The organism is Vibrio aerogenes, assembly GCF_024346755.1.
Lineage (GTDB): Bacteria > Pseudomonadota > Gammaproteobacteria > Enterobacterales > Vibrionaceae > Vibrio > Vibrio aerogenes.
This window is the reverse complement of the sequence record NZ_AP024861.1, coordinates 3,879,081-3,891,559: the sequence shown is the minus strand read 5'-3', so window position 1 is coordinate 3,891,559 and position 12,479 is coordinate 3,879,081. Positions and strand designations below refer to the sequence as shown.

General features: G+C 45.5%; 11 protein-coding genes, 5 tRNA genes and 3 rRNA genes. 16 read left to right on the top strand and 3 right to left on the bottom strand.

Annotated elements, in window-relative coordinates:
- Positions 1–5: 5 nt before the first annotated feature.
- Complete coding sequence (gene purE, locus OCV29_RS17435) at positions 6–491, bottom strand: 5-(carboxyamino)imidazole ribonucleotide mutase (RefSeq protein ID WP_073606094.1); 486 nt, start codon at positions 489–491, stop codon at positions 6–8.
- A gap of 203 nt (positions 492–694) precedes the next feature.
- Here purE and OCV29_RS17430 point away from each other — a divergent pair, with 203 nt between their 5' ends.
- From OCV29_RS17430 to OCV29_RS17415, 4 genes are all read left to right on the top strand, one after another.
- Complete coding sequence (locus OCV29_RS17430; protein ID WP_073606102.1) at positions 695–1,252, top strand: Sua5/YciO/YrdC/YwlC family protein; 558 nt, start codon at positions 695–697, stop codon at positions 1,250–1,252.
- Between the two features lie 4 nt (positions 1,253–1,256).
- Positions 1,257–2,171, top strand: a complete 915-nt coding sequence (gene hemF, locus OCV29_RS17425) for an oxygen-dependent coproporphyrinogen oxidase (protein ID WP_073606095.1) — start codon at positions 1,257–1,259, stop codon at positions 2,169–2,171.
- A 78-nt stretch (positions 2,172–2,249) separates the two neighbouring features.
- Positions 2,250–3,086, top strand: coding sequence for a shikimate dehydrogenase (gene aroE, locus OCV29_RS17420; RefSeq protein WP_073606096.1), 837 nt, complete (start codon positions 2,250–2,252; stop codon positions 3,084–3,086).
- Complete coding sequence (locus tag OCV29_RS17415; protein WP_073606097.1) at positions 3,083–3,346, top strand: DUF1488 family protein; 264 nt, start codon at positions 3,083–3,085, stop codon at positions 3,344–3,346. Before aroE ends, OCV29_RS17415 begins: the two co-directional genes overlap by 4 nt.
- On the opposite strand, the gene OCV29_RS17410 is transcribed toward OCV29_RS17415, so the two are convergent.
- Positions 3,343–3,891: a gamma carbonic anhydrase family protein gene (locus tag OCV29_RS17410; RefSeq protein ID WP_073606098.1), complete on the bottom strand. Its 549-nt coding sequence runs from the start codon at positions 3,889–3,891 to the stop codon at positions 3,343–3,345. The two genes, OCV29_RS17415 and OCV29_RS17410, sit on opposite strands and share 4 nt — an antisense overlap.
- A gap of 580 nt (positions 3,892–4,471) precedes the next feature.
- Here OCV29_RS17410 and OCV29_RS17405 point away from each other — a divergent pair.
- The 8 genes from OCV29_RS17405 to OCV29_RS17370 all read left to right on the top strand — a co-directional run bounded on the left by OCV29_RS17405 (position 4,472) and on the right by OCV29_RS17370 (position 10,020).
- Positions 4,472–6,013: ribosomal RNA gene (locus OCV29_RS17405) — 16S ribosomal RNA — on the top strand.
- 66 nt (positions 6,014–6,079) lie between these two features.
- A tRNA-Glu gene (locus tag OCV29_RS17400) sits at positions 6,080–6,155 on the top strand.
- Positions 6,156–6,174: 19 nt separating this feature from the next.
- Positions 6,175–6,250 (top strand) — tRNA-Lys (locus OCV29_RS17395).
- Between the two features lie 10 nt (positions 6,251–6,260).
- Positions 6,261–6,336, top strand: a tRNA-Ala gene (locus tag OCV29_RS17390).
- 10 nt (positions 6,337–6,346) lie between these two features.
- Positions 6,347–6,422, top strand: a tRNA-Val gene (locus OCV29_RS17385).
- Positions 6,423–6,755: 333 nt separating this feature from the next.
- A 23S ribosomal RNA gene (locus tag OCV29_RS17380) occupies positions 6,756–9,645 on the top strand.
- Between the two features lie 120 nt (positions 9,646–9,765).
- A 5S ribosomal RNA gene (gene rrf, locus OCV29_RS17375) occupies positions 9,766–9,881 on the top strand.
- The 16S, 23S and 5S rRNA genes sit together here with 5 tRNA genes alongside, the layout of an rRNA operon.
- 62 nt (positions 9,882–9,943) lie before the next feature.
- Positions 9,944–10,020, top strand: a tRNA-Asp gene (locus OCV29_RS17370).
- Positions 10,021–10,067: 47 nt separating this feature from the next.
- On the opposite strand, the gene OCV29_RS17365 is transcribed toward OCV29_RS17370, so the two are convergent.
- Positions 10,068–10,820 (bottom strand): helix-turn-helix domain-containing protein, encoded by a 753-nt coding sequence (locus OCV29_RS17365; RefSeq protein WP_084193366.1) that lies wholly within the window; start codon positions 10,818–10,820, stop codon positions 10,068–10,070.
- 295 nt (positions 10,821–11,115) lie between these two features.
- On the opposite strand from OCV29_RS17365, the gene OCV29_RS17360 reads away from it, so the two are divergent.
- From OCV29_RS17360 to OCV29_RS17345, 4 genes are all read left to right on the top strand, one after another.
- Positions 11,116–11,283, top strand: a complete 168-nt coding sequence (locus OCV29_RS17360; RefSeq protein WP_175561553.1) for a hypothetical protein — start codon at positions 11,116–11,118, stop codon at positions 11,281–11,283.
- 281 nt (positions 11,284–11,564) lie between these two features.
- The gene (locus tag OCV29_RS17355; RefSeq protein WP_073604365.1) at positions 11,565–11,726 is read left to right on the top strand and encodes a fimbrial protein; all 162 of its coding nucleotides are present in this window, start codon (positions 11,565–11,567) and stop codon (positions 11,724–11,726) included.
- Positions 11,727–11,772: 46 nt separating this feature from the next.
- The gene (locus tag OCV29_RS17350) at positions 11,773–11,925 is read left to right on the top strand and encodes a Flp family type IVb pilin (RefSeq protein ID WP_306345605.1); all 153 of its coding nucleotides are present in this window, start codon (positions 11,773–11,775) and stop codon (positions 11,923–11,925) included.
- Between the two features lie 35 nt (positions 11,926–11,960).
- Positions 11,961–12,470, top strand: a complete 510-nt coding sequence (locus tag OCV29_RS17345; protein ID WP_073604363.1) for an A24 family peptidase — start codon at positions 11,961–11,963, stop codon at positions 12,468–12,470.
- Positions 12,471–12,479 lie beyond the last annotated feature (9 nt).

Here is a 12,479-nt window from a genome sequence, read left to right as displayed (position 1 = left end):
CGGTTTTATTCCTCTTCAGGATTTGGGTTAGATAACACCATATCTGTTTGAGACTGGCGGAATTGCTCTACTTTTTCCATTACTGCCGGATAATGGATACCAATAATCTGAGCTGCTAAGATGCCGGCGTTTGCGGCACCTGCTTCACCAATTGCCAGCGTTCCGACGGCAATACCTTTTGGCATTTGAACGATTGACAGCAAAGAATCCATTCCTTTTAAAGCACGGGACTGGACAGGTACACCAAGGACCGGAATGCTGGTAAATGCCGCTGTCATTCCGGGTAAATGTGCAGCACCGCCTGCGCCTGCGATAATCACTTGAATTCCCCGATCTTTTGCATCACTGGCATACTCTGCCAGTAAGTGAGGTGTCCGGTGAGCAGAAACGACTTTCGTTTCATATTCAACGCCAAATTGATCCAGCATGTCAGCAGCTAGTTTCATTGTTGGCCAATCTGACTTTGATCCCATGATTATTCCGACTTTCATCTCTGATTCCTGTGACTGTGATGATAATGAAAAAGAAATTTTCGCGCATTATACGGTGAAATATTGAATAAGGAAAACGTTTGCGTGATGGGAGATATACACCCACTACTCTATTTTAGATAAATAGATTTAGGTTTCCTGATTAATCGTTTGTACACTAGCTAATCTTTAGAAGTATGTTTGATACGGACGATAAAATCATGGTGAATAACTTTGAGCAAGTTGTTACTGCCTTAAATGAAAATGGTGTAATTGCTTATCCTACCGAAGGCGTTTTTGGTGTCGGGTGTGATCCTGATTCCCCTGAAGCAATAAAGAAGCTGCTTGGACTGAAGCAGCGTCCTGTTGAGAAAGGGCTGATTCTTATTGCTGCTGATTTTGAACAATTATTACCATATATCGATGTCCGGCAGTTAACGGATGAACAGTTAACACGTGTAAAATTATCCTGGCCCGGTCCTGTAACATGGATTATGCCAGCCGGAGTTAAGAGTTCACCATGGTTGAGTGGTCAGTTTGATACGATTGCTGTCCGGGTGACTGATCACCCGCTTGTACGTAAACTTTGTCTTGCATTTGGAAAACCAGTTACATCGACCAGTGCAAATTTAACAGGGCATCCTCCATGCATGACGACTAAAGATGTGGTTGAACAACTTGGTCGTGAATTAAACGCTATTTTGACCGGTGAAACGGGTGGCCGGGACAAACCAAGTGAGATCAGAGATGCCCGCACTTTAGAAGTTTTGAGAAAAGGATAGTCTGATGATGCTGACAAATAAGCAGTCCGTGAAAAATTTTCTTCTGAAATTACAGGATCAGATATGTCATCAGCTAGAGAATGCAGATGGTGGCGCTGTTTTTGAACAGGATCTGTGGGAGCGAACTACTGGTGAGCGTTTAGGTGGTGGTGGACGTAGCCGTATCATGAAAGAAGGCCTTGTCTTTGAACAGGCTGGCGTTAACTTTTCCCATGTTACCGGCGATGAAATGCCTGCTTCAGCGACAGCACACCGACCGGAGCTAAAAGGCCGAAAGTTTGAAGCAATGGGTGTCTCTCTGGTGGTTCACCCCCGAAATCCCTATGTACCAACATCACATATGAATGTGCGCTTTTTTATTGCAGAAAAAGAGGGAGAAGAACCCATCTGGTGGTTTGGTGGGGGATTTGATCTCACACCTTTTTATCCCTTTGATGAAGACTGTCAGGAATGGCATGCAGTAGCGAAATCTATCTGTGAGCCTTTTGGAGAAGATGTTTATACACAGCACAAATTATGGTGTGATGAATATTTTTATCTGCCGCACAGGCAAGAAAGCCGAGGTATCGGCGGAATTTTTTTCGATGATCTGAACCAATGGGATTTTGAAACATGTTTTGCTTATATACGGGCAGTTGGAGAAGGGTATTCAAAGGCTTATCTTCCTGTTGTTGATAAAAGAAAACATCTTTGCTACGGAGAACGTGAGCGCCAGTTTCAACTTTATCGTCGCGGGCGTTATGTTGAATTCAATCTGGTTTTAGACCGGGGTACATTATTTGGGTTGCAGTCTGGAGGGAGAACTGAATCTATTTTAATGTCGATGCCTCCATTAGCCCGCTGGGAATATAATTATCAGCCAGAACCAGGGAGCGCTGAAGCACAACTGCATCAGTATTTGTTGCCAAGAGAATGGTGACAGGTTTGATATCTGGTGGTAGGTTCAGTGTTGTATTTTTATTCGTTTAGCTTTTTATTCGCTTATTAAGGCAAAAATATGGCTCATATGACAGATCGATATGCTGTGTTTGGTCACCCGATCCAACACAGTAAATCACCATTTATACATACTCTTTTTGCTCGTCAGACGAATCAGGATATGACTTACACTGCCGAGTTAGCTCCTGTTGATGGCTTTCAGAGATCGGTTGATACTTTTTTTTCTCAGGGTGGTAAAGGATGTAATGTCACAGTTCCGTTTAAAGAGGAAGCTTGTCAATTTGCAGATATGCTTTCTGAAAGAGCGCGGCTTGCCGGAGCGGTCAATACTCTGAAAAAACTGGATGATGGCGGCGTTCTCGGAGATAACACCGATGGTGAAGGATTGGTGTTTGACTTGCTACAGCATCAGGTTCCGTTAGCAGGTTCAAATATTTTATTGATTGGTGCCGGCGGCGCAGCCCGAGGAGTGATTCAGCCTTTGTTAAACCAGAAGCCAGAATCTATTGTCATTACGAATCGTACAGTAGAGAAAGCTGAGAGTCTGTATGAAATCTTTGGTCCTCTTGGGAATGTCTCAGCTCAGCCAATGTGTGAGATCAAATCAGGGTTTGATATTGTAATTAACTCTACATCAGCAAGTTTGAGCGGCCAGCTTCCAGAGATTTCTGACTGTATCTTTGGCAAGAATAGCGTCGCTTATGACATGATGTATGGAAACGGCAGAACCGTCTTTAATCAGTGGGCTATAGAAAGTGGGTGTGCTCATGCTTATGATGGATTGGGGATGTTAGTTGGTCAGGCTGCCGAGAGTTTTATGCTGTGGCGGGGAATCCGTCCGGGTACCCGACAAGTTTTGAATGAGTTGAGACGAAATCTCGAAGGTGCTGCATGAATCAGTCTGTAATTTTTTCTGATGTACAGTATTGGTGTGATGAGACTCAACAGGTTTGCTTCTCTGCTCAGTTGAGTGGATTATTGATAGAATGTTTCATTTCTTTGCCTGCATTAGAAAAGATATCTGCCCAGACAATAGTTGATAGTCACAATGCCCTTGATGTGTTTACACAATATCGTTTTGATATCGAAGAACTGGCAGAAAACGCAATAGAGGACGATCGATATGACGAACAAGGGCGTATCGTGATTTTTTAGTCAATGTTTTTTACTTCATACAGAAAGTCATTTTTGTTTTGAACATAGTTTTCCGCTGATTTTAGTAAAAACGCACGTTCTTCCGGAGACAGAGGACGTGCCTGCCTGACTGGGCTTCCTATATAGAGGTATCCACTTTCAAGTATCTTCCCCGGCGGGACGAGGCTACCGGCACCAATCATGACATCACTCTCAATAACAGAACCATCGAGCACAATTGATCCCATCCCCACTAAAACGCGATCATGAATCGTACAACCATGAAGCATTACTTTATGCCCTATTGTGACATCGTTACCTATGATGAGTGGTTGGCCTTGAGGATTATCCTGATTCTTGTGAGTAACGTGTAACACGCTCCCATCCTGAATGTTAGTTCGTTCACCGATTGTAATAAAATTCACATCCCCACGAGCAGCAACAAGAGGCCATATACTGGAGTGTTCACCAATCTGAATGTCTCCGACAAGGACTGAAGAACTATCTATATAAACATACTGCGCTATTTTGGGGCAGATACCTCTATAACTACGTAAATTTGCCATACCTGCTTTTCCTGTACTGATGATAGATACGATAGAGTTATTCCGAAGTTATTCGTTGAAGAAGGTTATCTTAATCAATATTTGTAATAAACACCTTTATATTATTGAAGCTCTTCTTGATTAAATATTGGAAATTGTTGATATATGCAGCAAAAAAAGACTGTTTTGCCTGAAAATTACCCACTTGAGCGGAAATTAAAAAAAAGTAGAAAAAAGTACTTGCCAGATATAATTACTCCCCTATAATGCGCCCCACTGACACGGGATGGCGGCAACAACAGCCTGAACGATGTGAGTCCGGTCAGGGCTTAAAAGGAAAATTTAAAAAAGTGTTTGACACTGAAAATTATCCCGCTAGAATGACCGCCTCTTCGAAGCAATGCTGAGAAGAACAGCTCTTTAACAATATAAACCAATCAATCTGTGTGGGTACTCGTTAACAGATATCTTATAAAAAGATTTATCAGTGAATGAGTGACCAAATCGATATCTCTGATGAGATATTGGCACAGTCAATTCGATATTACGATGTAATATCACAGTATTCATTGAGCAGAAGCTCCGGCTTCAGAAAAAACTTTAATTGAAGAGTTTGATCATGGCTCAGATTGAACGCTGGCGGCAGGCTTAACACATGCAAGTCGGGCGGAAACGAAAGAAAGCTTGCTTTCTTGGCGTCGAGCGGCGGACGGGTGAGTAATGCCTGGGAAATTGCCCTGATGTGGGGGATAACCATTGGAAACGATGGCTAATACCGCATAACGTCTACGGACCAAAGAGGGGGACCTTCGGGCCTCTCGCGTCGGGATATGCCCAGGTGGGATTAGCTTGTTGGTGAGGTAAGGGCTCACCAAGGCGACGATCCCTAGCTGGTCTGAGAGGATGATCAGCCACACTGGAACTGAGACACGGTCCAGACTCCTACGGGAGGCAGCAGTGGGGAATATTGCACAATGGGCGCAAGCCTGATGCAGCCATGCCGCGTGTATGAAGAAGGCCTTCGGGTTGTAAAGTACTTTCAGCAGTGAGGAAGGTGGTGTATTTAATACGTGCATCATTTGACGTTAGCTGCAGAAGAAGCACCGGCTAACTCCGTGCCAGCAGCCGCGGTAATACGGAGGGTGCGAGCGTTAATCGGAATTACTGGGCGTAAAGCGCATGCAGGTGGATGATTAAGTCAGATGTGAAAGCCCGGGGCTTAACCCCGGAACAGCATTTGAAACTGGTCATCTAGAGTACTGTAGAGGGGGGTAGAATTTCAGGTGTAGCGGTGAAATGCGTAGAGATCTGAAGGAATACCGGTGGCGAAGGCGGCCCCCTGGACAGATACTGACACTCAGATGCGAAAGCGTGGGGAGCAAACAGGATTAGATACCCTGGTAGTCCACGCCGTAAACGATGTCTACTTGGAGGTTGTGGCCTTGAGCCGTGGCTTTCGGAGCTAACGCGTTAAGTAGACCGCCTGGGGAGTACGGTCGCAAGATTAAAACTCAAATGAATTGACGGGGGCCCGCACAAGCGGTGGAGCATGTGGTTTAATTCGATGCAACGCGAAGAACCTTACCTACTCTTGACATCCAGAGAATTTTCCAGAGATGGATTAGTGCCTTCGGGAGCTCTGAGACAGGTGCTGCATGGCTGTCGTCAGCTCGTGTTGTGAAATGTTGGGTTAAGTCCCGCAACGAGCGCAACCCTTATCCTTGATTGCCAGCACTTCGGGTGGGAACTTCAGGGAGACTGCCGGTGATAAACCGGAGGAAGGTGGGGACGACGTCAAGTCATCATGGCCCTTACGAGTAGGGCTACACACGTGCTACAATGGCGGATACAGAGGGCAGCTAACTTGCGAAAGTGTGCGAATCCCAAAAAGTCCGTCGTAGTCCGGATTGGAGTCTGCAACTCGACTCCATGAAGTCGGAATCGCTAGTAATCGTAGATCAGAATGCTACGGTGAATACGTTCCCGGGCCTTGTACACACCGCCCGTCACACCATGGGAGTGGGCTGCAAAAGAAGCAGGTAGTTTAACCTTCGGGAGGACGCTTGCCACTTTGTGGTTCATGACTGGGGTGAAGTCGTAACAAGGTAGCGCTAGGGGAACCTGGCGCTGGATCACCTCCTTAACGATAAAGATACGTTGATGAGTGCTCACACAGATTGATTTGGTTTTATAAAGAGATATGTAAAGTGTCCCGTTCGTCTAGAGGCCTAGGACACCGCCCTTTCACGGCGGTAACAGGGGTTCGACTCCCCTACGGGATACCACTTTCTTTGAAAGAAAGACGGGTCGTTAGCTCAGCTGGTAGAGCAGTTGGCTTTTAACCAATTTGTCACAGGTTCGAATCCTGTACGACCCACCATTTTTGATATGGGGCTATAGCTCAGCTGGGAGAGCGCCTGCCTTGCACGCAGGAGGTCTGCGGTTCGATCCCGCATAGCTCCACCATATCGAAAACGGGCGATTAGCTCAGTTGGGAGAGCACCTGCCTTACAAGCAGGGGGTCACTGGTTCGAACCCGGTATCGCCCACCACTTCTTAATTACTTTTGGATACAGTTTCCAGGCTGCGTTGACAGATGTGGTCAGAAGTTGTGACGCTGAAAGTTATTAAGAAGTGTATTTATACACTTTAGCTCTTTAACAATTTGGAAAGCTGACAAAGCAGTTCTTGTTTAATTCAAATAAGAATTGTTTGTAAAAGTTCTCAAAGTATTCATATATGAATACACCAAACACATTCAAGTGTTCTTGGCTTCTGCTTTAAGCAGAAGAAAAATTTGAGTCCGGCAAAATCAAAGTCTGCATCATGTTTAAATAATTGCAGACACCTTGGTTGTTTGACTGTAAGACCCTTTGGGGTTGTATGGTTAAGTGACTAAGCGTATACGGTGGATGCCTTGGCAGTCAGAGGCGATGAAGGACGTACTAACTTGCGATAAGCCCGGATGAGGGAGTAAGACCCACATGAGTCCGGGATTTCCGAATGGGGAAACCCACCTGCAGCAGCAGGTATCTTTACCTGAATCCATAGGGTAAAGAGGCGAACCGGGGGAACTGAAACATCTAAGTACCCCGAGGAAAAGAAATCAACAGAGATTCCGGCAGTAGCGGCGAGCGACCCCGGATTAGCCCTTAAGTTTTATATGTGTCAGGTGAAGGCTCTGGAAAGTGCCGCGATACAGGGTGACAGCCCCGTAACCGAAGATGCATATAAGGTGAAAACGAGTAGGACGGGACACGTGATATCCTGTCTGAACATGGGGGGACCATCCTCCAAGGCTAAATACTCCTGACTGACCGATAGTGAACCAGTACCGTGAGGGAAAGGCGAAAAGAACCCCTGTGAGGGGAGTGAAACAGAACCTGAAACCGTATACGTACAAGCAGTAGGAGCCTCTTTTATGGGGTGACTGCGTACCTTTTGTATAATGGGTCAGCGACTTATATTCAGTGGCAAGGTTAACCGGATAGGGAAGCCGTAGCGAAAGCGAGTCTTAACTGGGCGTTCAGTCTCTGGATATAGACCCGAAACCGGGTGATCTAGCCATGGGCAGGTTGAAGGTTGAGTAACATCAACTGGAGGACCGAACCGACTAATGTTGAAAAATTAGCGGATGACTTGTGGCTAGGGGTGAAAGGCCAATCAAACCCGGAGATAGCTGGTTCTCCCCGAAAGCTATTTAGGTAGCGCCTCGGACGAATACTACTGGGGGTAGAGCACTGTTAAGGCTAGGGGGTCATCCCGACTTACCAACCCTTTGCAAACTCCGAATACCAGTAAGTACTATCCGGGAGACACACGGCGGGTGCTAACGTCCGTCGTGGAGAGGGAAACAACCCAGACCGCCAGCTAAGGTCCCAAATTATTGCTAAGTGGGAAACGATGTGGGAAGGCTCAGACAGCTAGGATGTTGGCTTAGAAGCAGCCATCATTTAAAGAAAGCGTAATAGCTCACTAGTCGAGTCGGCCTGCGCGGAAGATGTAACGGGGCTAAGCAATAAACCGAAGCTGCGGCAATACGATTTATCGTATTGGGTAGGGGAGCGTTCTGTAAGCGGCTGAAGGTGTGCTGTAAGGCATGCTGGACGTATCAGAAGTGCGAATGCTGACATGAGTAACGATAATGGGGGTGAAAAACCCCCACGCCGGAAGACCAAGGGTTCCTGTCCAACGTTAATCGGGGCAGGGTAAGTCGACCCCTAAGGCGAGGCTGAAAAGCGTAGTCGATGGGAAACGGGTTAATATTCCCGTACTTCTTACAATTGCGATGGGGGGACGGAGAAGGCTAGGTGGGCCAGGCGACGGTTGTCCTGGTTCAAGTGCGTAGGCTGTGGGATTAGGCAAATCCGGTTCCACGATAAGGCTGAGACACGATGTCGGGCTACTAAGGTAGTGAAGTCATTGATGCCATGCTTCCGGGAAAAGCCTCTAAGCTTCAGATTGTAAGGAATCGTACCCCAAACCGACACAGGTGGTCGGGTAGAGAATACCAAGGCGCTTGAGAGAACTCGGGTGAAGGAACTAGGCAAAATGGTACCGTAACTTCGGGAGAAGGTACGCTCTTGACGGTGAAGAGACTTGCTCTTGGAGCTGATGAGAGTCGCAGATACCAGGTGGCTGCAACTGTTTATTAAAAACACAGCACTGTGCAAAATCGTAAGATGACGTATACGGTGTGACGCCTGCCCGGTGCCGGAAGGTTAATTGATGGGGTTAGCTTAGGCGAAGCTCTTGATCGAAGCCCCGGTAAACGGCGGCCGTAACTATAACGGTCCTAAGGTAGCGAAATTCCTTGTCGGGTAAGTTCCGACCTGCACGAATGGCGTAATGATGGCCACGCTGTCTCCACCCGAGACTCAGTGAAATTGAAATCGCTGTGAAGATGCAGTGTACCCGCGGCTAGACGGAAAGACCCCGTGAACCTTTACTACAGCTTGGCACTGAACATTGAGCCTACATGTGTAGGATAGGTGGGAGGCTTTGAAGTGTGTACGCCAGTATGCATGGAGCCATCCTTGAAATACCACCCTTGTATGTTTGATGTTCTAACTTAGTCCCGTTATCCGGGACAAGGACAGTGTCTGGTGGGTAGTTTGACTGGGGCGGTCTCCTCCCAAAGAGTAACGGAGGAGCACGAAGGTGGGCTAATCACGGTTGGACATCGTGAGGTTAGTGCAATGGCATAAGCCCGCTTAACTGCGAGAGTGACGGCTCGAGCAGGTGCGAAAGCAGGTCATAGTGATCCGGTGGTTCTGAATGGAAGGGCCATCGCTCAACGGATAAAAGGTACTCCGGGGATAACAGGCTGATACCGCCCAAGAGTTCATATCGACGGCGGTGTTTGGCACCTCGATGTCGGCTCATCACATCCTGGGGCTGAAGTCGGTCCCAAGGGTATGGCTGTTCGCCATTTAAAGTGGTACGCGAGCTGGGTTTAGAACGTCGTGAGACAGTTCGGTCCCTATCTGCCGTGGGCGTTGGAGAATTGAAGGGGGCTGCTCCTAGTACGAGAGGACCGGAGTGGACGAACCTCTGGTGTTCGGGTTGTGTCGCCAGACGCATTGCCCGGTAGCTAAGTTCGGAATCGATAACCGCTGAAAGCATCTAAGCGGGAAGCGAGCCCTGAGATGAGTTCTCCCTGGCACTTTAAGTGCTCTGAAGGGTTGTCCGAGACCAGGACGTTGATAGGCAGGGTGTGTAAGCGTTGTGAGGCGTTGAGCTAACCTGTACTAATTGCCCGTGAGGCTTAACCATACAACACCCAAGGGGTTTTGTGGACTCAGATTAAGACAATTGGATGTGTGAGAGCGAAGTCAGTTTTCCGGAATTTTTGTTTTCACTTTTTTAAAAAGTGGAGATAAGAAACAGAATTTGCCTGGCGGCCATAGCGTTGTGGACCCACCTGAATCCATGCCGAACTCAGAAGTGAAACGCAATTGCGCCGATGGTAGTGTGGGGTTTCCCCATGTGAGAGTAGGTCACTGCCAGGCTTTATATACCGGACAGATGAAGCAGATTAAAGTAAGACTTCATGTGTCAGACAATCTGAAGTGGAGCGGTAGTTCAGTTGGTTAGAATACCGGCCTGTCACGCCGGGGGTCGCGGGTTCGAGTCCCGTCCGCTCCGCCATTATTTGGATTGAATTGTAAGCCCTTGCTGAAAAGCAGGGGCTTTTTTTATGCCTGTTTTTTGTTCCTTTCTTCGTTCTGCTGCCTGTAATTTCCCGGTGTTATTCCGGTCTTTTTCTTGAAGATACGAGAAAAATAAGACACATCTTTGTATCCACACTGATAAGCAATTTGAGCTATGTTTGCTTCTGGTTCATTAGCGAGCATTGCCTGGGCTCTGGAGATACGTTTATCCATAATATACGCTTTAAACCCTGTGCCCGTTGCTTGGTGAAAGATTTTGGAGAAATAGTTTGGTGTGTAGTTGAAGTAAGCAGAAATTTCCTCTTCTTTTAGGGAATAGTCTATATGGCTGTCAATATAATGCAAAATGTCAAACATCAGTTTCTCCAGAGATTGATGAGATGTTTCTCTTGAACGATATGATTTTTTATTGATCTGTTGAGTCAGTGAAGAGAATAGCTCATGAATTTTCTGCTCAGGTAAATCTGTCCGGGATAGATCGATAGAAGCCTTTATCGTGTGTATCCATTGCAAGCAAAGCTTACTGCATAAGCCATGATGAATGATGATTAGTTTTTTGTTTAATGTTTCACAGATCTCCAGAGACTGATCTAATGATGCTTGTTGATGTGGATGCTTAAAATAAAAAAATACAGTCGTTATATGGGGAGAAGTCAGTAAAGAATTCGTGTTTTCATGTTCGATAACAGTGAAGTAATCGAATATAAGTTGCTGTACTTTATCTGGAAGCTGAGCTGTAGATTCGCCTGTCCAATGTACTATGTATTTTATCGTCATGGCTGTATCACGTCCCGGATGATAAAGGTAATTTTAGCCTGATTCTAAATTTGCGAAGCCATGACTGAGCGTTATGAGTGTGGTTAATGTATTGATAGTATTTGTTTTAAAATGTGTTTTTATCGTACCTGTTCTCATTATGTCCGGTAACTATATTGTTGAACCGGTCAATTCTTATCAACTTTAGTCTCCTTGTTATTATAGATGTCCTGTGTATTTTTTGTCAGTTGAATGACGTATCACGTAAAATTCTCTATTGTCCGGAGATATTGATCTGGCGACTACAGGATGGGCCATGAAAGATAAACACGCTCCAGGGTTTGGCATATCTGTGATGCTTACCCACTTTGCTTGTCACCTGTTAATTCGAATCATTAATTTGAGTGCAGAGTTGGAAGTTCAAATTATTCAGAGGGTTAGATTTGATGCTGATGCGTTTGGCGGGCGATTGAAGTTAGCTTGAAAGGATATGTGATATTTAACTCAATAATGTAACAAAACTGAAAAATAATTCTCAAAAATAAGAATGGGTTAATTTTTGTACAAATTTTCTTTGATTAAAATGTCTGAAAAAAAATCATATATAACAATTATCTAGTTTTTTTGTCCTTCCTATAACTGTTTTTAATATTACTTTTGGTGATATAGATCGTTTGCTTCATCTTAAAAAAATCCTAACAACAATGCCTTCTATGCGACTAAAGTGGAATTGAACATTAATCACCCCATGAAGGAGAGCATGTGATGAAAAACGTAATGAAGCAATGTAAATCATTTTGGAATGATGAAGAAGGTTTGACCGTGGTTGAATATGTCGTTGGTGCCGGACTTTTAGTCGCTGCGCTGGCAGCTGTATTCAGCGGTTGGGGCACTTTGATATCCAATGAACTAGCCAATGTTTTCTGATAAAACGTCTGGATAACCGTTTAATCAGTATTATAAGGAAATGAACATGCTGAGACATCTATTACAATTTTTTCATGATGAAGATGGATTGACTGTTGTTGAATATGTTGTCTCAGCTGCTCTTTTGGTAGCTGTTTTAGCGGCTGTTTTTTCTACATGGGGATCCGTCCTCTTGCAAGAACTGGCAACTGTCTTCTAGGCTTACAGTCAGGGCAAATTATCAATGGAGGCATAATGGTCTTCATTATCTGGTCGATTTTATTTGTGATTGCTGTTGTGGATGCCAGAGAGCACCGCATACCTAATAAGCTTGTTGTTACACTATTTGCTGCATGTGCGATATATCAATGGCTGAGCACCTGGAGCATAACTTCACTGATGTATGAGCTGAGTGCTGGCTTATTTCTTTTTGCACTTGGTTTAGCTGTCTTCTTTCTCCGTGCTATGTCGCCCGGAGATGTCAAATTGTTGGCTGGTATTGGGGTTTATCTTGGCTGGGAAGGTATGAGTCAGGGTATTTTCTGGATGGCAGTCAGTAGTATGGTTGTTGGTTTAATGTATCTATCATTGCCACGAGTTTTACAGCCAGATGGTTCATTTGAGAATACGATTTATCTCCCCCGCCCGGGCAAACAAAATATCGTGCCTGGCAAACAGTTGTCTGGCTCTAAAGGTGAGCGTTTGCAAATGCCTTTTGCGCCGATTGTTGTAATTGGTTTGGCACTCCATAGCTATTTTGGGTGAAAACAAGGA